A 23139-nucleotide genomic window follows, 5' to 3' on the forward strand; every position below is an offset into this window, starting at 1 on the left:
TATGGGATGGAGGACAAGTAGATTATTCGATAAAGCAGGAAAAGCAACAGCAGACTTAAACGGACGAATCATATCGCTACAGCAGGTGAGCAAACGACTTGGGGATGTGCAGGTATTGAATGATATCAATCTGGAAGTAGGTCAGGGTGAGTGTATCGTCCTGGTGGGCAGGAATGGCTCAGGCAAAAGCACGTTGCTGCGTGTGCTGGCGGGTATGTTACTGCCTGACTCAGGCTCGCTGCGCAAGCCTATGCATGGACGGATTATGTATGCACTGGATGGACTGCCACGCCTGCCCTTCACCCCAAGAGAGTATCTGTGGGAAATGGGACGTATTCGAGGCATGCGCCCTGAAATATTGCGACAACGGATAGGCGAATTGAGTGAGCTGTTATTCGTGGGCACGGCGCTGGATCAGAACCTGCCTCAGTTATCCAAAGGTACTTTGCAGAAGGTGAATTTGATTCAGGCTTTGCTGCCTGGACCTGATGGGTTATTGCTGCTTGATGAACCATTGTCCGGTCTGGACGTTCCGGCACAGGAAGCAATTGTAGCTTTGCTCAGACAGTGGAAACAGGAAGGAAGCCAAATCGTTACAGCTTGCCACGAGCCATTGCTGATTGAACGTCTCGCAGATCAGGTCATCGTGTTACAGAAGGGAACGATGCTGCGTCGCTGGAGTCAGGAAGATTTGCAGCAAGCTGGTGAGCCCGCTGTGAGTATCCAAAGTGTGATGGAAGGGCTGGAACAATCCGTTATCAAATCGCTGCTTGTTGATCAACCGGGAATCATTGCATGCCATCGCGGCATGGTTCGTCAGGATTATGGTCGAGAAGTATGGGATTGGAAGGTGTCACGCAGTTCGGCAGATGGGATTATTGGAATGATTCTGGCAGCTGGCGGTTCCATTGTGTCTGTACAGCCGGAAGAGAGCCGATTAAATATGGAAGGATTGATGGAGGGGCGGCACCCAGGTGAGGCTATAAGCAGGGAAGTTGCTGAGAACCTTTCTTCCTTATCTACGGCAGGAGGCGACCTCCAATGATCTACTTGACTCGTTATTTGTTAAAACATTACATACGTTCACAGAAATATGTTGCGCCGGTGATCTTTTATATCATTACGATGTTACTTATCTATTCCTACAAACCTAATCCGGTTGCGGACAGTTATAGCGTTACGGCAATGCTGCTCTTTTTTGGCGCGGCTTGGCTGGGTTTAACGGTAATGAATACGGAACCTGCGGGGCAGGATCAATTGCTTGTTCTGCATGCAGGTAGCAAACGCAAGGTTGTCTTCGCACAATTAATTTGTGCGTTGATCATGCAGTTTGGTCTGACTACAATTACCGTGTTATATCCGGTTGTTACGGGCATGTTTGGAAGGGTACCGAGTACTGGGGAGTGGATCATGGCTTGGGCCGGACATTTGGCGTTGTCGCTCCTGGGTCTGGGGCTCAGTGTGTTCTTCCAAAAATCATACATTCCCATGCTGAGCCGCAGCATGCCGCCTTTCATTGTGGTGATGTTATTATCGTTTGTCCAAGGTTCATTAAGCGGACGTTTGCCTGAATCCATACAGTGGGTTGTCAAGATTCTGCCACCGTCATTTTATTTAGTGCGTGAGATGATGTTATTTGAAGAATCGAAGTTGGGGGCTGTTGTTCTGACAACAGTGTGGGCTATACTCTATGCCATAGTTCTACTCATCATTCATATATGGTTATCGGGAAGAAGGGATATACGCAGTTAGAGGCTATTATTCCGTTTAACTTGAATGTTGGTCCATGTTTCGTTACCATAGAGGGACGTTAGAATGGAATGTATTGTACGGAGATAAAGGAGGCTCGCTTATGCAAAAGACAGACATGCAGCATGGTGACATGCTGGACAGCGAACACTCCAGAGAATTGTTTGCATACTACGGATTGGCTGTATATTATGGACAGGCGCTTGAACAGCAACTGGTCAATCTGATTTTATTAATGAAAATGTCCCAGGGCAAAGTTGTTTCCGAAGAAGATCTGGAAGATCTGTACGAACGGAAGATGAGCAGTTCACTCGGGCAACTCATTCATGAGGTGCGTCATCATTTTACTTTTTCGGAGGAAGAGACTCGTCAGTTGAATGAACTATGGAAGCAGCGTAATAGCATTGTACATCACTATTTTAAGGAACGAATTCATGAGACATTCAGTCCTGAAGGACGATCACGTATGATCAAGGAGCTGGAAGATTTCAAAGACCGTGCACAGGAACTGGAGATTAGTCTTCAGCAGTACACAGGTGCCTGGATTGCAGAGCTGGGGCTGGATGCTGAATCCGCGGCAGCGCTGCAGACACTCGAACGTATGCATGCAGAGAGCATGCACGCCCGGGCACTGGAAGAGGATGAATCATTGTGATGAAAGGCAAGTCCCGGATACGTAAAATAAAAAGCAGACACTGGCTTGTAATCTCCATTGCATCGCTAGTACTGATAGGAGTCATATGGACAATAACTACAGCATCGCTCATCTGGGCCTACACCGATGAGGAATCATCCAGACAGAGTGATGCAGCCATTATCCTTGGTGCAGCCGTAGAAGGGGACAACCCATCACCCGTATTTCGCGAACGTATTGAGCATGCCATTTTATTATATCGCCAGGGGACGATCAGCCATCTGCTCTTTACTGGTGGTTCTGGCAGTGCAGGAGAGCGTGCAGAAGCCGAAGTAGGACGAGATTATGCTGTTGCACATGGTGTAGATCCGGCAGATATTCAAATGGAGACGGAGTCGAGAATTACGGAGGAGAATCTGGTGAACTCGCTTAGCGTTGGGAAACAGGCAGGGTTTCGCACCTACACCATTGTAAGTGACCCGCTACATATGAAACGGGCGATGAAGCTCGCTAGCGGACTCGGCATGGATGCCGTCCCGTCCCCAACACGAACGACGGCTTACCAGACCTGGCGCAGCCAATTTCCTTTTCTGGCAAGAGAAACAATATTATATATGGGATATATGGTCAAAGGATGGATAGACAATCCGCAGCAGCACGGAAAGTGACTGGTCTGCGCGATTGTCTTTTTTTGCTCATGTTGATGCGGCGTTTCTATGTTCCGGGATAATTAATCGCTGCACTAACCAGTGCAGCCACCCCAAAACCGATGAACCACCAAGGCCAGCGCCGATGATTGTTTTTACGTATACCGATGAACAAACTGATGATCCCCGCAAGTAATACCACGGTAGCCAAGCTGCTGCCAACAATCCAGCCGATGCTCATATGTTTACCTCCTCTATATGGAATGTTAAGAAGAGCTCCCTATGGTGAGCTTCCCACCTCTGACCTCTGCTTGAAATGGATAAATACCGTTACGATACGTATGTTGATTATGATTGGATTGAAGCGGGAGGTCACTGCTGAATCGGCCCCCAGCTTGCTTGAAGTCTAACTTGAATCCATCGTTATCTGCTGGGATTCGCACTTCAACGTTACAACCTGTGGAGCGGCTATCCAGAGATTGAAGCATCGTTGAGGAGTGAATAGTGAGTTGGCTGCCTGCCACTTTGGATTGAATATGGGTGAACTGACCGGATAACTGAACAGGTGAAGAAGTGGATTGCAGTTGCATATGTTCGGCATGGAGGTCTGTTGCTGTCACCCGACTGCCCACGGATCGTAGACGGATATGCTGGGCATGGCCAGTTAAGATGAGCTTGCCGGATGTACAGTCACAATCCCATTGTTCCGAAGAAACGTTATCTACAAGAAAGTGAGAACCAACTCCGTTGATCGATAGCCTTTTCAAGACCGCAGGCGGCAGTACAATGTGGAGCGATGTGCGGCGAAAGTTAATGCCCAGCGGAAAAGCTTGTTTTCGTCCATCGATCAGATGTAATAAACCGTGGCTGACGTTAGCTTCAAAACATCGAGTTCTTGGAAAACGAGCGGAGCCCCATTGAGTAACACGAATAACCGCTTCTGTACCTTGGCTGATATGCACTTCGCCTTGCATCCATTCCAGAGAAAGGGCGAGAAGGGGTTCTTCGGACAACCATTCCTTGCAAATCATATGTCTATTAGGTTTCAAAATGGTTATCCCTCATTTCTGTCATCCTCTTCATCCAGAATAGGATAAGCGCCCATCGCAGCATGTTGGTCTAGAATACGTTCAATTAGCGATTCACTCACAATATCGGCACCAAGCATGTTCATCAACCGCTGTAAAAAATAAAGACGTTGCTTCGTTTCGGTCGAATTGCGGTCAAACAGTGTTGGATTAATCCATATATTGACCAGCATCATGAATACTTCTGCACAAGCTTCGGGATCTTCGGTATGGATAGATCCATCTGTAATGCCTTCACGCAAAATCGCTGCAATCACCGGGGCATCGATTCGCACGGCTTGTTGAATCCCTCGTACAATGAACACTGGATTTTTGATCTGGGCTCGAAGTACGCGATCCAAGGAATGAGCCTGTTGATCAGAGACGACATGCTCCAAAATCTGAACTAACTTGTCTCGTGCTGGGGTGGTCGTTGTATTTGTAACTAAGTGATCCAGCATTTGAGCCGTATAGTTGAACTGTTGCTCCATGACCGCCTCCAGTATTTCCTCTTTGGATCTAAAGTGATGATACACAGCTCCCTTGGACATGCCTAGGGTAACAATGATGTCCTGGATACTCGTCTTTTCAAATCCTTTATCTGTGAACAACTGCGCAGCGACGTTCAGAATCTGCTGTACCGTCTGCTCAGGGTGCTTGTTTCTGGCCATAATAACCTCCTTATATTTTAGATACCGACCGTTGGTATGTATAATACAGAGAGATGTTTCCATTGTCAATAAGAGGAAATCAGAAGGAGTGAATACACGAAGGAAGTTTATATCGATCAAATCTTGAGTTTATTGAGAAAAGGTAAGATCAAGAAAAGATAAATAAGCGCGGAGAAAAGTAAAGTGGGACCAGAGTAAAGTAGATTGAGCAACCAACCTTGTTTCGGATTTTGCGTCATGGACAAAATAAAACCGATCTGCCGCAGACCAAGAGGTCCGCGGGCATATCGGTTGGTTGTTGAAGTGTATTTACATTTATTCCTGTTTTACTTACACGCTGCCTCCAGCAAAGGAAGAAGTGGTTCGAATGGCCTCGCCCAGTGGGTTGTTTCCATTCGTATCCGGTGCTGCTTGAGCACCTTGCTGTAACTGATACATCTGATAATAGCGACCTTTAAGTTCCATCAATTCATCATGAGCACCTTGTTCAACGATCCGTCCGCGATGCAGAACCAGAATCTGGTCTGCTGAACGAATGGTGGACAGACGGTGGGCAATGATGAAAGTGGTCCGTCCTTTTTTGAGGACTTCGAGTGCATTTTGAATCAATGCTTCCGTTTCCGTATCAATGTTCGCTGTAGCTTCATCGAGAATCAGGATGGCTGGATCGAATGCCAGTGCACGAGCGAAGGAGATCAATTGCCGTTGTCCGGCAGATAATGTGCTTCCTTTTTCGATAACCGGCTCGTCGAATCCTTGCGGTAGATGGGCGAGAATTCGCTCAGCACCTACATCGCGCAGCGCCTGTTCAATCTGTGCACGAGTAATCTGCTCATCCCCGAGACTGACATTGGAAGCAACTGTACCCGTGAATAGGTACGGATCTTGCAGTACAATGCCCATATGTTCGCGAATCCACTGTTTAGGCAGATCCTTCACGTTCTGACCATCAATCGTGATCTTGCCCTTCTGTGGATCATAGAACCGGAACAGCAGGTTGATGATCGAGCTTTTACCGGAACCGGTATGGCCCACTAGGGCGACCGTTTGACCTTGTGATGCTTTGAACGAGATGTTATTCAGCACATAATCTTTTTTATAAGCAAAGGATACATCGTCAAACACGACATTTCCTTTGTATCTCGGCATTGAGCCATCGGTTACCGGTTCACCTTTCTCATCCATCAGTTCAAATACACGTCCGGCCGATACCATAGAGGAGTCCAGGTTCGCGAGTTGGTTCACCATACCTGTAATTGGCTGGAACAAACGTCCGAGAACGTCAACGAATGCATACAGCACACCCAGTGAGATGATACTCGTACCGTCCAGCACACTGGAACCGAAGTACCACAGAACAACTGCAAAAGCGATATTCCGCAGGACGTTAACCAGGTTGTGTGAGGTGAAAGCGTTCAGGTTAAGCATTTTATTCTGGTGTTTCATATAATCATCATTCAGATCCTCGAACTCCTGCTTGGTCTGTTTCTGATGACGGAATACCCGGATAATGGACATCCCTTGAATGGACTCGTTAATAATCGCATTAATCTCGCTCAGACGTGAACGAATAATCGTATTGTAACGAGTGGCGATTTTACGATAAAGCACAATCCACAGAACCAGCATCGGCACAACGAACAGCGAGATCAATCCGAGGCGGAAATCCAGCAGGAAAAGCGCAATGTACACTCCAGTAATCGTAATGATGCCTGAGAAAAAGTTCGAAAGAACCGCAACGAACAGATCCTTGACGGCTTCGGTATCGTTGGTAACCCGAGAGACCACTTTACCTGCGGGCAGGTTATCGAAAAAGTGTACCGGCAATCGCTGGATATGTGCATACACATCGTTACGAAGTCTTTGGATGACTTTGTTGGCAGATGATTGCAGCCAGTATGTTTTACCAAACTCCATAATGACTGAGATAACAAGGAAGATCATGTAATACACAATCAGTTGATAGATGCTTGGCATTTCCGGTTTGTAAAAGGCAAAGAGTTCACCAGCGGATAAAGGCACCGCCGCATATTGACCCGTCACTTCGCCTGCGCGTGTAACTGTCAGTGTTCCGTCAGCGTAGGTTCGATCTCCATCGGGGGCACTTACGGATTCATTCACAAAATAAAAACTTCTACCGGCTTGCAGTACGCGTACCTCGGTACCTTTCGTTTCATCCGGTTCAAACCGGCCTTCACGTTTGTAGTTCTTTCCATTGTAGACCGCCGCTTCGCTTGAAGCTGTAGTCTCATAGAAAGGTTGCTCAATAGCGAGCAAATGATTATCGATCATGGACTTGGCGATGAAAGGGCCGGCAAGTTCAGCCGCAACTCCAATCGTAAGCATAATTAAAGCGGCAATAAACGTACCTTTGGCTTTTAGGGCGTATTGAAGCAGCCGTTTGCCTGTATTAGACTTCAAAGCGTTGACCTCCTACGTGGACAAATTAGACTCCACCTGCTGCCGTTCATACTGTTCACGGTACCAGCCGTTCATAGCAAGCAGTTCCTGATGGGTTCCTTCTTCCGTTATTTTCCCTTGCTCCAGTACGATGATTCGGTCAGCGTGTTCAATAGCGGACAGGCGGTGAGTCGAGATCAGCGTTGTTTTGCTCGAGCGTTTATTGCGTATATTTTCAATAATTTTAGCTTCAGTTCGTGCATCGACGGCAGATAGAGCATCGTCCAAAATCAAAATGTCTGGATCGGCGATAAAGGCACGCGCCAGCGATACACGCTGTTTCTGTCCACCGGACAGCGCAATTCCTTTTTCACCAACGAGTGTGTCCAGACCATCGGATAAAGTGCCCAGATCTCCGTCAAAGGCTGCGGTGCGAATCGCTTCCATAATCACATTATCATCAGCACCCGGCTTGCCGAATTGAATGTTCTGACGGACTGATTTGGAGAACAGCACCTGTTCTTGAGGAACATATCCAATCCAGCTGTGCAGGTCATCTTTGGCGATATCCTGAATCGGATGACCGGAGATGCTTAACTTACCAGATCCAGCCGGGTATTCATGAAGCAATTGTTTGAGCAAGGTGGACTTGCCGCTACCTGTACGTCCCACGATCCCCAGTGTCTGCCCACGTCGAAGTGAAAAGCTGACATGACTGAGATTATCGATGGTAGAACTAGGATAACGGAAGGTAACATCCTGCATAGCGATCTCTTCCGGATTAGTAATATGAGCAGGTTGCTCAACATCTTTCACGGCAGGTTCTACAGATAGCGTCTCGTTAACCCGATCGAGTGAGGCACTACCACGCTGCATCAGGTTAATCAATTCGCCAATAGCGAACATTGGCCAGATCATCATCCCCAGGTACATATTGAACGATACGAGATCCCCTAGGGTAATTTCATTATGAAAAACAAGATAAATGCCGTAGGCAAGTGCAATCACATAACTGAGTCCAACACATAACCGGATGGTAGGTTCGAACAGTGCATCCATCTTGGCAACGGCCAGATTTTTGCGGTATACATCTTCGGTGACATCAGCGAACCTTTTCTCATCCAGACGTTCCTGAACATAGGCACGCACGACTCGAATGCCGGCAATAGACTCAAGCACCTGATCGTTCATATCCCCGAATGCATCCTGTGCCAATGTGTATCGTTGATGGACGGCTTTACCATAGATCATCATGGCGATGGCGATAAAAGGCAGAGGCAGAATTGCGGCTAGGGTCAGTTTCCAGCTAACCAGAAAACCCATGGCGAATAATACGGTTGCCAGAAAAGCAGTGGAGTCGGTTAACGTCAGCATACCGAAGCCTGCTGTGGTAGCAATGGAACGAAGATCATTTGTGGCACGCGCCATCAGATCGCCGGTTCTGTTTTTCTCAAAAAAGGGCGGGGTCATTCGCAGCAAATGGTCCATAAAGCGTGACCGCAGCAAGCGTTCAACCAGATTGGCACCGCCAAACAGTTTGTGCATCCATATGTACGTTGTCAGATAAATAATGATGACCGATCCTAGAATAAGTAAAATGTAACGTGTAAGTGAGGCGCCGGTGATGGAACCGCGTACAATCTCGTCAATGGCATTGCCCAGAAGACGAGGTGGCAGCAGTTCGATGATGCCCACCATAATAAGCAAGGTGACACCAATGAGGTATCGTTTGCGCTCCAGCCGGAAAAACCAGGCTAGATTTTTAAGTACAGAGAACAAGTGGTATCCCTTCCTTTCAAGTTCGTGAAATGCATGTTCCGTTCATGTTTAGCCATTTGAGCCCACAAAAAAAGACATACCGCACGCAGGCGGTATGTCTTGGGTATCATTCATACGGCAGCATGGCTCCGAGAGCAGAGCCACCACCGTAGATAAAGTTCGATTGTGAGAGTACAAAACAGCAAACCTGATTAGAGGCTTCTGTGATGCGGTCTTATGAACGGAATAACGATTTCATGGGTGCTCCGGTATTTAGTTGTATGCTGAATTGATGTAGATCGTCATTGTTAAACACCGTAACCACCCTTTCTTTTTTGGTAATAAATTGCATGTAGATCTCGTATGTTTGCATCTTAACACCGACTTTTACAATCTGTCAAACGTTTTTCCAAAACAGAAGATGCTGCGCATTATGATGGAATTATGACAAGTGAATGAACTTTTTTTGCGTATTTGGGGTGGATGAGGTTTGTAATCAGGCCATTGTAGCGATATGATGGAACATATATATAGAGAAGGAGCTGACACCAAATGAGTACCATACATGTATCTGACCGCGCTGCTCGCTGGTATAAGGAAGAACTGAATTTGAACGAAGGAGACAGCATTCGCTTCTTCGCCCGTTATAGCTCCGGCGGAGGTCTTCATCCAGGCTTCTCCCTCGGAATCGCCGTGGAGGAACCGAGACATCCTGCTGATCAAACGAAGGTATCGGGTATCCAATTTTTTATGGAAGATCATGATTACTGGTATCTGAAGGGTCATCAACTACATGTAGATGTCGTTGAAGAAGGACAGGATATCGAATATCGCTACACCGAGATTTAACGTAATATCTCTGCGTATAAAGAATGGCTCATCACCGGTCGCACCGATTTTCGAACAGGAGGAGATACGACATGAATCCGCCAGCCCGAGATTTGGCCCAGTATATCGCGAATCGCTCTCATATTGTTGTTAAGGCGGCGGTTCGGGCCGAGAATGAACAAGGTGAATTATTGCTGATCCAGCATGCTGAACACGGACATTGGCGTATTCCTGCGGGACAGATGCGCCCGGGAGAAGCCATTGAGGACACCGCGCACAGGGAACTGTGGGAAGAGACGGGGTGGACCACCAATCATATGACACTTGAAGGTTTGCATTCCGGTCCGAATCTGAGACATTTGCATGCCAGTGGGGATGAAGAATATTTTGTCATTGCCATGTTCAGGGCACAAATTGTTCAGGATTCGCTCGTAGAATCCCGAGTAAATAGCGAAGCAGGGCTGAAGTTTTTTGATCTCAAATCATTGCCCAGGCTGAATGATCTTAGCCGCTTACTGCTCAGGTTTTCCGAAATAGAATAAACACAACAAAGAAGACGCCTTTCCTGAAGGGAAGGCGTCTTCTTTGTTGTGGCAATCAGTAATCTATGGCCTAATATCCATGATTACGATGATCATTCTTGTGAAACAGCAGGCCCCGGTCCTAACTAGACTTGATCAAGCGGTTCTTCATCATCCATCGCAAAATCAAAGTCGTCAATATCAAAGACCTGCACAAGAGATGCCGATTCAATAATACGTGCGATCAATTCGACCTGATCGGTAAGTATGGGGGTATCCAAACGCTGTGAAGTGAGAAGCAGTTCAGTCTCAATGGGATCAAAATATTCACCATATTGTGCGGTATCAACCGCATTAATGATGGCGATGGAGACCTGATCACCAAACAGAATGGACGGACTCTTAGCCCAGGGAATAGCCAGGGCGCGCTCTATTTTTTTCTTATTCAACGGTTCTTCAAAATAAGAAATCATTTCGTTAATCTTGGATTTCACATGCTGGTCATCCGCCGGATTATCCATCAAAGGGTCAGGGCTGGTCTGAAATTCATATAACTCAAGGATGGTGGTGTAAGGAACAATATATTCAACAGGCGCCGGCGGCGCGAGTAATTGACCGTAAATAGCCACCATCACGGCTTCTGTTACAAACTGACGTGACATGGTTCCTGAATCCTCCTGCGGCCATTAATAGTTGCGAGGTGAATCAATTTTCTTTTTGTATGAAGGATCATCAAATTGATTTCTCTGCTATGGACTTGAGTGCTTGAATTGCATGAATAGAAGTATATCATACAACGATGGGAAAAACAGCCAGTCAGCAGAAGGATGTCAAGTCCCAACTTTTATCATGATTTTCCGAGCAGTAAGGATAAAATTCCTGCTGCAATCAGGGGACCGACCGGTACACCCTTGAACAAGGCAACCCCAAGCACCGTACCAATAAGCAGCCCGGCAACGACGGTAGGCTGTGTACTCATCAGCGTAGCTCCTCGTCCGCCCAGATGAGCGACAAGTAATCCTACACCGATGGCGAGCAGCGACTTCCAGTGCAGAAAAGACTCTCCAATCGTGTGCAAACTGATCTTGCCGCTGGCGAGAGGTGCCATAACACCAATGGTCAGGATGATGATACCGATCGTAAGTCCATACTTTTCCAGCCACGGAAAAGCCTGATTAAGGTTCAGCACCCGCAGCAACAACAGAAATACCATGGCTACGGTTACGGGTGTATTACTGCTGATAATACCTAGCGCGGCAAACACGAGCAACAGCAGTGAGGTCATATCCATCGATTTCATTCCCCTTCGGTCTGCCCGCGATGACGACCTACAATATGTTCTGCAATATATCTTCCATGCCAGCGTCCGGATTCAATAAACACTTCATTGGCATTGCGGCCTGATGCAATTACTCCACCAACGTATATGCCTGGTACGCTGCTCTCCATTGTCTGTGGGTCATATACGGGTTTATCCATATCCTCAGACATCTCCACACCTACGGAAGAAAGCAACTTGCGGTCAGGACGGAATCCGGTCAAGGCCAACACAAAGTCATTGTCGAGTTCACTTGTGGATCCATCAGAATGGAGCAAACGAATGGAATCGTCCAAAATTTCATTTACACGTGAGCCAAGGTGCAGTGAGATTTTTCCTTTTTGCACCATGCTTTCGAACAATGGACGAACCCAGGGTTTAATATGTTCCGAAACACCGCTCCCACGATAAACCATGTCAATATGTGCACCGACACGAACCAGTTCCATCGCAGCATCGACAGCTGAATTACTGCCTCCAATAATGGCGACACGTGTACGTGTGTAAGGATGAGCTTCACGGAAATAATGAGTGACTTTATCTTTGTCTTCTCCGGGAATGCCAAGATAGTTAGGGTGGTCAAAATAACCTGTAGCAACAACGACATTTCGTCCTTCATGAACGATTGTCTGCCCACGCCGATTGACCGTATGTACCTCGAACGTGCCATCGTCTTTGCGTTTGATTTCGTGGGCTTCCTCATAGTTATGAACACGCAGGCCGAAATGTTCGGCTACCTTGCGATAATAGGCGAGTGCCTCGTAACGAAATGGTTTGTCGTTCGGTGTGCTGAACGGAACATTCCCGATCTCAAGCAATTCCGCTGTACTGAAAAACTGCATATGGGTTGGATACAGATAAATAGATTGGACGATATTGTACTTCTCAACAATTACAGCGGATAGTCCCAGCCGCTCGCATTCAATGGCAGCAGATAGACCGCATGGGCCTCCGCCGATAATAATGACATCTTCCATGTTCTTAATCCTCCTTATTTCAAGCACTATAATCCTACCGTAAATATGGGTTTAATGCCAGTTCAAGAAGGATACGGAGGTAAAGAATTGATCTTGATCCTGGGGAATTGACTTAGAAGAGGAAAAAGATTAGTATCAAATTAGATGATTATCTAAACGAAAGCGAGTTGAACGAAATGCAACTGGAGAAGATTGTGGCTTACCATAAAGCCCTGGCTGATCCGACCCGACTTCGGATGCTGCTGCTGTTATCCCAGGGGGAACTGCATGGTCAAGCGCTTGCCGAGAAGCTTAACTTGTCTCAGCCAACCGTTACGCATCATGCATCCAAGCTAAGAGAAGCGGCGCTAATCAAGGAACGCAGAGAGAAAAATACGGTGTTTTTCTCACTCAACCCCTATTTTATCCGGGAGCACGCGCAGGCTTCAGTTGATTTTATTTTTAGACAAGAGGAGGTTGCCGATATGATTGATGTGAATGAGACGCTGAAGGCATCTGTGATGCGGAATTTCTTCTCGAAGGATGGACGATTGCGTCAGATCCCGGCTCAATACAAGAAAAAGCTGATTGTACTGGGTCATTTGGTAGAGCAGCTTGAATTCGGACGGAAATATACGGAGAAAGAGATCAATGCATTCATTCAAAACTATCATGAGGATTTTGCCACTATTCGTCGGGAGTTTATCATGCACCAGTTCATGTACCGGGAAGATGGGATCTATGAACTGAATCCGAAGGAAATGTGGACACGGTGGGATCAAGTAAATTAAGTGAAAAATAATTAGACTTGACAAAAGCGGTTGAAGCTGTGTAACATGATGGATAATTCTACAAGGGAGGCGATGTTAAATGACAAATCTAATGGCAGTATACGTTAATTTGAATATGAACAGCGTCTCCGGAACGGATCAATGCATGTAATTTTACGGCAGTTGGGCAGTATTGTTCGCAATATTGTCCATATGTACGTAACACAGAATACATGCACAGATGAAGCCACGGGTGACGTACCCGTGGCTTTTTTGTATGCCGAAAATGGGTTGTTTCTGGATAACGAGTATCGGATTGTCGTAATGATGCGTCCGATATGAATGCTATACAAACAATCATCCATTCGGCTAACTTCTTATTGCCGCGGGTGCATTGCTGCTCGTGGCTTATTTGGTTTTGATGCCGGAACGGAGCGTTCACTGTTGATTGTTGTCAATGTCAATGAAGGATAACACACCATTTATCGGGAGGAATTTTTATTTTGAATAACACGATGGAGAAATACGGCTGGTCTGCAAAGTGGCAGGAGTTGTGGCAGCAGACGGGTATGGAAGAACAATTAAGAAAACCAGCAAGAATTATTGCGGATCATGGGCAATTGCTTCGCCTGATTACGGCTGAGGGAGAATGCTGGGGACGGGTATCCGGTCGGATGCGTCATGATCATGAGGAGACTGGCATTGTACCAGCCGTTGGGGATTGGGTCGCTGTTACAGGGCAAGCTGGAGAAGAAGCCATCATTCACAGCATTGTGCCACGTCAGAGCAGGGTATCCAGACAAGCCGCTGGTCCAGTGACCAAAGAGCAATTGATTGCGGCGAATGTGGATACATTGCTGATTGTTGCCGCTCTTAATCATGATTTTAATCTGAGACGGCTCGAAAGATACATTATGATGGCCTGGAATGGTGGAGTCAGACCAGTCATCATTCTAAGCAAAAGTGATCTGAGCGAGAATGTGGAAGAACAAATTTCGCTGGTGGAAGGCATTGCTCCGGGGATTGAAGTGTTGGCGATATCGGCTATTCAGGACCAGGGCAAATCTTTACTTGAAAAATTTCTGTCTCCAGGCACAACTGTTGCCTTGACGGGTTCTTCCGGTAGTGGCAAGTCTACTCTGGTCAACTGGATGATGGGCGAGAGTGTACAGCTCACGCAGGCCGTTCGTGAGGACGACAGCCGTGGACGACATACGACCACTCATCGGGAAATATTTGTACTGCCGCAGGGAGCGGTATTGATTGACACGCCGGGAATGCGTGAACTCAATCTGTGGGATGAAGGTCAGGATGGTTTGTCACATGCCTTTGGTGAAATTGAGCAGCTTGCAACGGAATGCAGGTTTCAGGATTGCACGCATACCCGGGAAGCCGGTTGCGCCGTGAAGGAGGCTATTCAGGAAGGTTCATTGGATGAAAAAAGGCTGGGCAACTACTTGAAAATGCAAAAGGAACTGAAGTTTCAGCAGCGCAAGGAAGAGGCCGCATCCAAACGACGGACTGCTTCAAGCAAACCCGTCAGTTCCCGCAAACCGAAACATGTCCGCAGTACAAAAGACTGGGAAGAGGCCTGAGGCCTGGTGGGCATCCCTCTGTATCCTGCATAGGATAGGTAAGGAGGGATGTCATCATGCCAGATTACAGCATCATCGTAGACCTGTCGGATCACATGTTATATCTTTTGGATGGCCCGCAGGTGGTTAAGGGATATCCTGTCGCTATAGGCAAGATACTCACGCAGACGCCTAATGGCGTGTTTACGATTATTAACAAACAAGAGAACCCAGGGGGACCATTTGGCGTTCTTTGGATGGGGTTGTCGGCGCCGCATTATGGGATTCATGGAACCAATGATCCTTCGTCCATTGGTAAGTCCGTTTCTCATGGATGCATACGCATGTATAACTCGGATGTGTTGGATCTGTCTTCCAAAGTGTCAGTGGGCACACAAGTAACGATCCGGCCCTAGGGCCGGATTTATCCAAAGAAGGGATTCTAAAGTCACGGCGTGGCCGAGAGAAAGGGAGTAATAACATGCGAATCAGACCAGCGCGTGAAGGGGATGCGGAAGCCGTAGCCCATGTACATACAGAGAGTTGGAAGACGACATATCGAGGGATCGTGCCGGATGATTTTTTGGACAATCTGACTAGGGAATCAAGGTTGTCCCAATGGGAACGAAATATCCGTTCTGGCGAAAAGGATCAGATTCTGGTGGTAGCTGAACAGGAAGATGGGAAAATTGTCGGATTCGCCTGCGGTGGAAAGGAACGTGAAGGCAAATTGCCTTACGATGCTGAGTTGTATGCTATTTATTTACTGAAAGAAGTGCAACAAACGGGTATAGGTCAGCAACTGGCGAGACACGTCGTTCGTTATCTCCATTCCCTGGACATGAGGAACTTGTTGATCTGGGCACTGGAGCAAAATTCAGCCTGTCGTTTCTATGAAAAAATGGGTGGAATCCCTGTCCAAACACAGTATATCCGGATTGGCGGACAAGATCTGTTAGAGGTTGCTTATGGTTGGGAGGACTTGACTCTTTTTGGAGAAAAGACGGTTCCCGGTAGTTGAATAAATGCAAATTTGGCTGAATGTGTTGGGCATTGAGGAGCATTTTCCCGTCAGAGGATGAAAGGATTCAGCTATTTTTCACGTTTGCGCAATCCTTAACAAGGTTAATGAACTACTACACCGCTTTGAGGTGAGACATTCCATCTTGTTTAGGAGGCGTTATTCAGATGACTTTAATGGAGACAGAACATACAACATGGACGAAACATTTTATTAATGGCGAATGGGTAGAAGGCTCCGGCGAGAAAATAGTGGAAAATAAAAATCCGTACACGGGAGAGGTCATCGCAACCTGGCGATCCTCGAACAAGGAAGATATAGATCAGGCATATGAGGCGGCCCGAAAGAGCTTGGTGGAATGGAAGAAGTCCCTGCCGGCGGTAAAAGAGGGTGTGCTTCGCAAAGTTTCGGCTTTAATGGTAGAGCGCAAAGAGGAAATTATAAAATTGCTGATTACGGAATCCGGGAGCACACGCATCAAAGCCGAGGCGGAGTTTGCTTCTGCGAAACGGATTGTGGATGAAGCTGCTTCGTTCCCTTACCGGATGAAGGGGGAGATTCTACCTTCAAACACACCAGGGAAAGAGAATCGTGTTGTACGGGAGCCCAAGGGAGTTATCGGCGTTATCGGTCCTTGGAATTTTCCTTTGCACCTGTGTCTGCGTTCCGTAGCTCCGGCTATTGCTTTGGGCAATGGAGTCGTTATTAAGCCTGCGTCCGATACGCCGATTACAGCTGGTTGGCTTATTGCTGATCTATTTGAGCAGGCTGGATTGCCTGAAGGTGTACTGAATGTCGTTGCTGGTAGCGGGAGTGAGATTGGGGATTATTTTGTAGCACATCCGGTACCCAAAGTCATTTCCTTTACAGGCTCCACAGAGGTGGGGCAGGGCATCGGCAAACTGGCGGGTGAGCATCTGAAAGAAACTGCGCTTGAACTTGGCGGCAACAATGCGATGGTTGTCCTGGAAGATGCGGATATCGAACGTGCTGCTGAGTCTGCGGTGTTCGGGAAATTCCTGCATCAGGGGCAGATCTGTATGGCACTTAATCGTATTATTGTGCATGCTGATATTTACGATAAGTTTGTGGAGTCCTTTGTTAACAAAACGAAAAAAATTCAGGCTGGTGATCCTGCTGATGCCCAAACGCTGGTAGGTCCGCTCATTCGTGAGAAGGAAGTGGAGCGCCTGCTGAACTTGATTAAGGGAGCCGAGGCAGAAGGTGCAAGATTGCTGCTGGGGGGCACTAGCAACGGCAATGTGCTGGAGCCCACCGTGCTCGCGGATGTGAAACCAGAGCAGCATATTGTGCAACAGGAAATGTTTGGACCTGTCGCGGTATTAATGAAAGCGCAGGATGAGCAGGAGGCCGTGCGTTTGGCGAATGATACGCCTTATGGATTGAGCGGTTCCGTATTCACCGGAAATCTGGAAAGAGGGTATCAAGTTGCCCAGCAGATTGAATCGGGCATGGTGCATGTAAATGATCAATCCGTGAACGATGAGGCTCATGTGATGTTTGGTGGTGAAAAATCATCGGGTATTGGCCGTTTCGGTGGCGATTGGGCTATTGAAAAGTTCACGCGGACACGCTGGATCAGCATTCAGCATCAATATCGGGATTATCCGGGAGTGCAATAGTTCGACAGTGAACATGGATTAGAAAATACTTTATTTTATAATCAGATAGGGTTCGAGAAAGAGTGACAAAGATTGCGCAGAGTCCGCCTTAAGCTTGATGGGGCGGCCTTTTGCATGTTTTTACACATTTGAAAAATAGGTTGGGAAATGGTGTGAAAAAGCTGTTTGGTATACCTGTAATCTGGTTATTTATGGATACACGGGCAGAACAGATCCGTAAATCCAATAGGTAAAGGGGCCTGAACTTCATGTCCATTGACCGTTTCATTCTGAGAAAGCTGAATACTTGTCAGGAAGAAAATACACGTGATAATCTGGTTCGGTTGTTTGTCATTCGAATCCAAAAGGCCGAGATGGAAGAAGAACACGAAAATGCTTATGTCGTCAGCCGATTGCATTAGAAATAGATAAAAGAGATTCTGTACACAAAAAAAGGAAGCTTGTCCTTAGCGGCAAGCTTCCTTTTCCTTATGTTCGCGAATGAATGAATTCGCAGTTTCCATGTTGAATTAAACAACTGACTCATCTTAATAAAGCGATAAGGCGAGGGAGTCATTTTCGCTACGGCTGTGAAGAATGGCTTCACCACCGACAATCTCAATACTAATCAATGATTGCAGACATTTCTGTAAAGCACGTTTACCATTGCTAATTTTGTTCTCAAGTGCACTGCTAAGCAATCGTAGTGTCTTTTGTACAGGTTGTTTGTTTTCTTGATTGAAATATACAGGGATTGATTTGTTTTGAAAAGTTATTAGTGTTCTCACTAGAAATCACCTCACGAGAGTTATTTCTTACTGGTTATATTAAATTCCAATGCTTAAAATTACCTTAAAATCAGCTTATGAAAACATAAAGGTGTGCAATGTTTGAAAAGTGTTCACAATTCAATTGTGGGCGAAGCATTAAAAAGTCCCGAAAAATCAATTTACAGATTCCATTTATATGGAAGAAAGACATGTAGTTTCGCATCCTTGCAATAATTAACGTGACTACTGCCTCGAAAGTTCTGAGTCGAATGGACGATATTTTAATATATACGTGGGTCATATGTAACAAAATTACAGGTTGCACATTGCAAACAGGGTGTTTATGTAAGAAAATAGGGATGGAATAGCGTTTCATCTGCATTTTTTTGATTTAATTTGACACTAGGACAATTTACATATGAGACCATGGGAGGGATTATTTTGATTCTTACCGTGTATTCCGGCCGGGAGGAAGGCGAGTGGTTCGACATTGAGGTCCCGGATGAATGTACTATTGAACATCTGAAGACATTGCTGGGAGTCCGCATCTTCGGGCAGGCACCGGGAGAGGGCATTCAGTACATCCTTGAAGCCAAATTTCCGGAAGGATTGTGGTTCTCGCCACAGAACGCACAACAGTTAATGGAAACAGGGCTGCGTCAAGGAAGCTGTGTGCGAATCCAGCGGGCGTTCTCTACCACTTCTGAAGAAGCACCTGTGTATGGAAGACGTTCATTGTTTCAACAGGACAGCAACGAATGAACAATCTAGACGTATATATTGATTACGGCAATGAAATATAAGGAGGTCTTCTCTTCGTGAATGTGTTATATCAGCGTTCTCCAAGAATGACACCGGTTCTCAAGGAAGAAAGGCTGGAAATTCTGAGGCCTCCGGCAGAACCAAACAAACCTACGTTTTCAATGATTTCTATTATTGTACCGATCATGATGACGATGGTCAGCATCGGTTTCTACGTATATATCAATATGAGCGGCAAAATGAACAATCCCAATTATATGATGTTTCAGATGATGACGGTTATGATGATGCTTACGTCATACACGATTCCGTTTTTTGTGTATCTGAGCAACAAGAAGACCTATCGCAAAAAGCTGGAAGAGCGTACTACTATGTATCGAGCACAACTGGAGAAGCATCGTGAAGAGCTGAAGGAAGCTCAAGCGGAGCAAGTGAAGAGTCTGTACGAAATTCATGGTGATCCGAATGTATGTCTTCAGTTGGTGAAGAATCGCAACAGTTCGTTATGGGAACGTTCTCCTGAAGATGATGATTTCCTGCAGGTACGAATTGGCACAGGCGAGATTCCGTTTCGGATCAAACTTCAGGTTCCTCGTGTGGACGGTTACGAAAAGGATGAGTTAATTGAAGCGGCTCATGAATTGGCAGCTGAATTCGAGACGGTGCCCGAAGCATCGATTACACTGCCTTTATTTCAATCGAAAGTGATGGGTCTGGTCGGCAATCGTGAGGAAGTTCTTTCTTCACTTCGAGTGATTATCTCACAACTGACCGTTCGTCATTCACCGGATGAATTGAAGATTGCTGCCTTTTATGAAGAAAAGGAATCGAAGGAATGGGATTGGCTACGCTGGCTGCCCCACATTTGGGATGAAGATCAAGGACAACGCTATATGGCCGACAGGCACAGCGGTGCGCATCAATTGGCGGACAGCTTGTTTTCCGTGTTGAACCGTAGGCGCAATAATAAGGAAGATCGCTACAAGAAAACCGTGCAAACTCCATGTTATGTGGTGGTTCTCTCGGATACTCAATTAATAGAAGAAGAGCCGCTGCTTCCTCTGCTGCTGGAATCAGCTCAGGAGATCGATGTATGTACCATCATATTGGCAAACCGTAAGGAATCGCTACCCATGCATTGTCAGTTAATTATGGAGGCTTCCAAAGGCAAAGGGCTTTATATCAAAAAAACCGAGGATGCCGACGTGATCAGACAAGCGTATACACCAGATGTGATCTCCAGAGAGTCCGCAGAGGCGCTCTCGCGTTATATGTCACCGATCCGTCTGAAACGATCATCCGCTTCGGATATACCACAGGTGCTTCCGTTGTTCGACATGTTAAGTACATCACGAGTAGAGGATCTGGACGTGGTCGCACGCTGGAGCCAAACACGATACCCGGACACACTCCCAGTACCTATGGGCGTGCGAGCTGGGGGTAAGAAAATTGCGATTAACTTACATGATAAAATCGAACGTCAGGGTCATGGCCCGCATGGTCTGATCGCAGGGACAACGGGTTCAGGCAAAAGTGAAGTTATCCAGTCGATTGTGGCCTCTTTGGCTGCCGAGTTCCATCCGCATGATCTGGCTTTTATGTTAATTGACTATAAGGGCGGCGGGATGTCGAACACATTTGTGGGCTTGCCTCACGTCGTCGGCACGATCACCAATCTGGATGGGAATTTGATTGAACGAGCCAATATCTCACTGCGGGCCGAACTGGTCAGAAGGCAAAAAATATTAAATGATGCAGGAAATCTCCAGCACATTGATGAGTACTACAAAATTCTGCGTTCCAGACATGAACAGCCTCTGCCGCACTTAGTTATCATCATTGACGAGTTTGCGCAATTGAAGCGGGATCAGCCGGAGTTCATGGATGAATTAATCAGCATAGCGGCCATCGGCCGGACACTAGGTGTACATCTTATACTGGCAACTCAGAAGCCTGCAGGTGTGGTCGATGATAAAATCTGGAGCAATTCGCGTTTCCGTATCTGTCTTCGCGTTCAAAGCGAAGGGGATAGTCGGGATATGATCAAAATTCCGAATGCGGCCTGGATCACCAAGCCGGGTCGTGGATACTTCCAGGTAGGCAGTGATGAAGTGTTTGAGGAAATGCAATTCGCCTGGAGCGGTGCGCCATATAATCAGCAGGAAGATACAACGACGGTACTGCCTGTTATGGAAGTTCGTTTGAATGGGAAACGTGAGCCACTATTGACTGGAGAGCGCAGAGCTGTGCTCAAAGGGGAGGATGTGCCCAAGCAGCTTCAGGTATTCATTGATTATGTGGCGGAAGCGGCAGCAGAGGCGGGGATCACCCGATTACCGGGACCCTGGTTGCCACCCTTGCCTGAGACCCTGGAATGGGAAAGTCTCAACGACTGGCAGGAAGAAGAGAATCGTGAGGCATTGCTTGACGGGGGTGCCAGTGGCCTGAAACCTGTAGTTGGTCTGCTGGATGATCTGCCTAATCAACGACAGCAGCCGCTCGCACTTCCGGTGGATCAGGGACATCTGGTTGTATACGGTATGCCTGGTCTGGGGAAAACGACGTTTGTGCAAACCTTGCTGATGTCACTGGCCCGTTCTAAGCGGACTGAACCTTGGCATGGCTATATTATTGATATGGGCCGGATGATGAAGGATTTTGCTAGTTTGCCTCAGATCGGTGGGGTAATGATGTCTGAAGAGGAAGATCGGATCAAGCGGTTATTCCGGTACATCCTGAAACTGTCGGCACAACGCAAGGACATGATCTCGGAAGCCGGGGTTAAGACAATATCAGCCTACCGTCGCACAGCCCATGCAGCTGTGCCGCAAATTGTAGTTGTTATTGATGGTTATCTTTCTTTCCGAAATGCGTATCCCGAGGAGAATGAACTTCTGGAAACGATCCTTCGTGAAGGCGGCAGTCTGGGAATCACATTTATCCTCACGGCCAACCGTGTTACGGATGTATTTGAGAAATTCAGAAGCAATATTCCCAATGCGGTTTCGTTTGAATTATCTGATCCAAGCGACTATTATTACGCAGTGGGTCGGCCGTCCAAGGCACCTAGCCAGCTTCCACCAGGAAGAGGACTGGTCAAAGGACAGGTTCCTCCATTGATGTTCCAGGCGGCGTTGCCGTCATCCGGAGCAGATGAAGGCAAACGTTCTTCCGCTCTGCGCCGCACGATTGCAGAGATCAGAGAAAGCTGGAACGGAGAAGAAGCACCGCAGATTGCGCCGCTCCCGGAAGAGGTTAAGCTCAAAGATGTGCTTATCCGTACAGGAACCTTCGGGCAAGTTGGAGACGTATCATCCTTAACAGTACCCGTAGGTTTGCTAACCGATGATCTGGAACCCTTCCAGTTAAATTTGCGTGAAGGGCCACATTTCATGGTTACGAGTCCGATGGAAGGTGGAAAAACGACATTTTTGCTGACCTGGATGTTATCCCTTGCCTATCATGCGTCTCCTGAAGACGTGCAAATATACACGGTAGATATGCGGTATGGTTTCGGAGGACTGGGGGAAATCAGCAGTTTACCCCATGTCCGTGGACATGTATCCCGTGAAGAACAGCTTGCACCTGTGATCCAACAGTTGTACGATGAAGTTCTAAAAAGAGGCGAGTTAACCGGTGGACCGGAGATCGTTCTCGTTATCGACGATGCGGATACGTTATCCAAGCAATTAAATGATTTTAATGTGAAGGATCAATTGGGAGCGATCGTTCGTCAAGGAAGGGATCGAGGCATACATGTGATTCTGTCAGGAGTTCCGGCAGACTTCCCAACCTTTGGTTCTGACTGGGTGAACGATGTGAAGGCTTCCCAGAGCGGATTGTTGTTCGGGACTTTAGACCCTAATGATCTCTCGTTCTTCCGTATACCTTATTCGGAATCCGGAGGGAGTTCAACTGGGCTGAAGGTACTGCCTCCGGGTCAAGGTTATTATGTTAAACGTAAATATTCCAGGGTTAAAGGTGCAATTCCATGTGATGGCACCTGGAAAATGACCGATTGGATTTCTGAAATTCGTGACCGATGGCATGTTGTAGTTTGAGGGGAGGTGG

Annotated in this window: 23 protein-coding genes; 14 read left to right on the forward strand and 9 right to left on the reverse strand. The window is 47.0% G+C overall.

The genetic code is table 11. The features are described 5' to 3' along the window. Position 1: 1 nt before the first annotated feature. The 4 genes from BUA17_RS01930 to BUA17_RS01945 all read left to right on the forward strand — a co-directional run bounded on the left by BUA17_RS01930 (position 2) and on the right by BUA17_RS01945 (position 3051). Positions 2 to 1045 (forward strand): ATP-binding cassette domain-containing protein, encoded by a 1044-nt coding sequence (locus BUA17_RS01930; protein ID WP_063566342.1) that lies wholly within the window; start codon positions 2 to 4, stop codon positions 1043 to 1045. After that, positions 1042 to 1752, forward strand: coding sequence for a hypothetical protein (locus tag BUA17_RS01935; RefSeq protein WP_072732429.1), 711 nt, complete (start codon positions 1042 to 1044; stop codon positions 1750 to 1752). The genes BUA17_RS01930 and BUA17_RS01935 overlap by 4 nt, the downstream gene beginning before the upstream one ends. A 100-nt stretch (positions 1753 to 1852) precedes the next feature. Further along, positions 1853 to 2404, forward strand: a complete 552-nt coding sequence (locus tag BUA17_RS01940; RefSeq protein WP_063566340.1) for a hypothetical protein — start codon at positions 1853 to 1855, stop codon at positions 2402 to 2404. Then, complete coding sequence (locus BUA17_RS01945) at positions 2404 to 3051, forward strand: YdcF family protein (protein WP_072732430.1); 648 nt, start codon at positions 2404 to 2406, stop codon at positions 3049 to 3051. Before BUA17_RS01940 ends, BUA17_RS01945 begins: the two co-directional genes overlap by 1 nt. Positions 3052 to 3097: 46 nt before the next feature. On the opposite strand, the gene BUA17_RS31060 is transcribed toward BUA17_RS01945, so the two are convergent. From BUA17_RS31060 to BUA17_RS01965, 5 genes are all read right to left on the reverse strand, one after another. Further along, on the reverse strand, positions 3098 to 3271 hold the full coding sequence (locus BUA17_RS31060) for a hypothetical protein (RefSeq protein WP_162842452.1): 174 nt from the start codon (positions 3269 to 3271) through the stop codon (positions 3098 to 3100). Positions 3272 to 3296: 25 nt separating this feature from the next. Beyond that, positions 3297 to 4079 (reverse strand): DUF4097 family beta strand repeat-containing protein, encoded by a 783-nt coding sequence (locus BUA17_RS01950; RefSeq protein ID WP_139295600.1) that lies wholly within the window; start codon positions 4077 to 4079, stop codon positions 3297 to 3299. Between the two features lie 5 nt (positions 4080 to 4084). Then, positions 4085 to 4768: a TetR/AcrR family transcriptional regulator gene (locus tag BUA17_RS01955; RefSeq protein WP_063566337.1), complete on the reverse strand. Its 684-nt coding sequence runs from the start codon at positions 4766 to 4768 to the stop codon at positions 4085 to 4087. A 330-nt stretch (positions 4769 to 5098) separates the two neighbouring features. Further along, positions 5099 to 7189: an ABC transporter ATP-binding protein gene (locus BUA17_RS01960; RefSeq protein ID WP_072732432.1), complete on the reverse strand. Its 2091-nt coding sequence runs from the start codon at positions 7187 to 7189 to the stop codon at positions 5099 to 5101. A gap of 12 nt (positions 7190 to 7201) precedes the next feature. Then, complete coding sequence (locus tag BUA17_RS01965) at positions 7202 to 8947, reverse strand: ABC transporter ATP-binding protein (RefSeq protein ID WP_072732433.1); 1746 nt, start codon at positions 8945 to 8947, stop codon at positions 7202 to 7204. A gap of 531 nt (positions 8948 to 9478) precedes the next feature. Between BUA17_RS01965 and BUA17_RS01970 the strand changes: the two genes are divergently transcribed. Together BUA17_RS01970 and BUA17_RS01975 are read left to right on the forward strand one after the other, a co-directional pair. Then, positions 9479 to 9775: a HesB/YadR/YfhF family protein gene (locus tag BUA17_RS01970; RefSeq protein WP_024630313.1), complete on the forward strand. Its 297-nt coding sequence runs from the start codon at positions 9479 to 9481 to the stop codon at positions 9773 to 9775. A 71-nt stretch (positions 9776 to 9846) separates the two neighbouring features. Continuing rightward, positions 9847 to 10296, forward strand: a complete 450-nt coding sequence (locus tag BUA17_RS01975; RefSeq protein ID WP_063566334.1) for an NUDIX domain-containing protein — start codon at positions 9847 to 9849, stop codon at positions 10294 to 10296. A 125-nt stretch (positions 10297 to 10421) separates the two neighbouring features. On the opposite strand, the gene BUA17_RS01980 is transcribed toward BUA17_RS01975, so the two are convergent. From BUA17_RS01980 to BUA17_RS01990, 3 genes are all read right to left on the reverse strand, one after another. Next, complete coding sequence (locus BUA17_RS01980; RefSeq protein ID WP_072732434.1) at positions 10422 to 10937, reverse strand: ADP-heptose synthase; 516 nt, start codon at positions 10935 to 10937, stop codon at positions 10422 to 10424. Positions 10938 to 11122: 185 nt separating this feature from the next. Continuing rightward, positions 11123 to 11566, reverse strand: a complete 444-nt coding sequence (locus tag BUA17_RS01985) for a DUF441 domain-containing protein (RefSeq protein WP_072732435.1) — start codon at positions 11564 to 11566, stop codon at positions 11123 to 11125. A gap of 5 nt (positions 11567 to 11571) precedes the next feature. Continuing rightward, positions 11572 to 12570 (reverse strand): YpdA family putative bacillithiol disulfide reductase, encoded by a 999-nt coding sequence (locus tag BUA17_RS01990; RefSeq protein WP_072732436.1) that lies wholly within the window; start codon positions 12568 to 12570, stop codon positions 11572 to 11574. Between the two features lie 176 nt (positions 12571 to 12746). Here BUA17_RS01990 and BUA17_RS01995 point away from each other — a divergent pair, with 176 nt between their 5' ends. From BUA17_RS01995 to BUA17_RS31070, 6 genes are all read left to right on the forward strand, one after another. Beyond that, complete coding sequence (locus BUA17_RS01995) at positions 12747 to 13340, forward strand: DUF2087 domain-containing protein (RefSeq protein WP_072732437.1); 594 nt, start codon at positions 12747 to 12749, stop codon at positions 13338 to 13340. Between the two features lie 482 nt (positions 13341 to 13822). After that, the gene (gene rsgA, locus BUA17_RS02005) at positions 13823 to 14914 is read left to right on the forward strand and encodes a ribosome small subunit-dependent GTPase A (RefSeq protein ID WP_244552051.1); all 1092 of its coding nucleotides are present in this window, start codon (positions 13823 to 13825) and stop codon (positions 14912 to 14914) included. A 56-nt stretch (positions 14915 to 14970) separates the two neighbouring features. Then, positions 14971 to 15309, forward strand: coding sequence for a L,D-transpeptidase (locus BUA17_RS02010; RefSeq protein WP_063566329.1), 339 nt, complete (start codon positions 14971 to 14973; stop codon positions 15307 to 15309). A 65-nt stretch (positions 15310 to 15374) separates the two neighbouring features. Beyond that, positions 15375 to 15914, forward strand: coding sequence for a GNAT family N-acetyltransferase (locus BUA17_RS02015; protein ID WP_072732439.1), 540 nt, complete (start codon positions 15375 to 15377; stop codon positions 15912 to 15914). A 167-nt stretch (positions 15915 to 16081) separates the two neighbouring features. Further along, positions 16082 to 17557 carry an aldehyde dehydrogenase family protein gene (locus BUA17_RS02020; RefSeq protein ID WP_072732440.1) on the forward strand — a complete coding sequence of 492 codons (1476 nt, stop codon included), beginning with the start codon at positions 16082 to 16084 and terminating at the stop codon, positions 17555 to 17557. A gap of 248 nt (positions 17558 to 17805) precedes the next feature. Beyond that, positions 17806 to 17958 carry a hypothetical protein gene (locus BUA17_RS31070; RefSeq protein ID WP_170867771.1) on the forward strand — a complete coding sequence of 51 codons (153 nt, stop codon included), beginning with the start codon at positions 17806 to 17808 and terminating at the stop codon, positions 17956 to 17958. Positions 17959 to 18084: 126 nt separating this feature from the next. Here BUA17_RS31070 and BUA17_RS02025 read toward each other — a convergent pair whose 3' ends face one another. Then, entirely contained in the window at positions 18085 to 18324 is a 240-nt protein-coding gene (locus BUA17_RS02025; protein ID WP_063566326.1) for a hypothetical protein, read from the reverse strand. Between the two features lie 423 nt (positions 18325 to 18747). Here BUA17_RS02025 and BUA17_RS02030 point away from each other — a divergent pair, with 423 nt between their 5' ends. Both BUA17_RS02030 and essC read left to right on the forward strand, forming a co-directional pair. Beyond that, positions 18748 to 19068: a hypothetical protein gene (locus BUA17_RS02030; protein WP_063566325.1), complete on the forward strand. Its 321-nt coding sequence runs from the start codon at positions 18748 to 18750 to the stop codon at positions 19066 to 19068. Positions 19069 to 19124: 56 nt separating this feature from the next. Continuing rightward, a complete protein-coding gene (gene essC, locus BUA17_RS02035) occupies positions 19125 to 23129 on the forward strand; it encodes a type VII secretion protein EssC (RefSeq protein WP_072732441.1) in 4005 nt (1334 codons plus the stop codon). Positions 23130 to 23139: the final 10 nt, after the last annotated feature.

It is taken from the genome of Paenibacillus sp. ov031, from assembly GCF_900143165.1.
Classification (GTDB): domain Bacteria; phylum Bacillota; class Bacilli; order Paenibacillales; family Paenibacillaceae; genus Paenibacillus; species Paenibacillus marchantiae.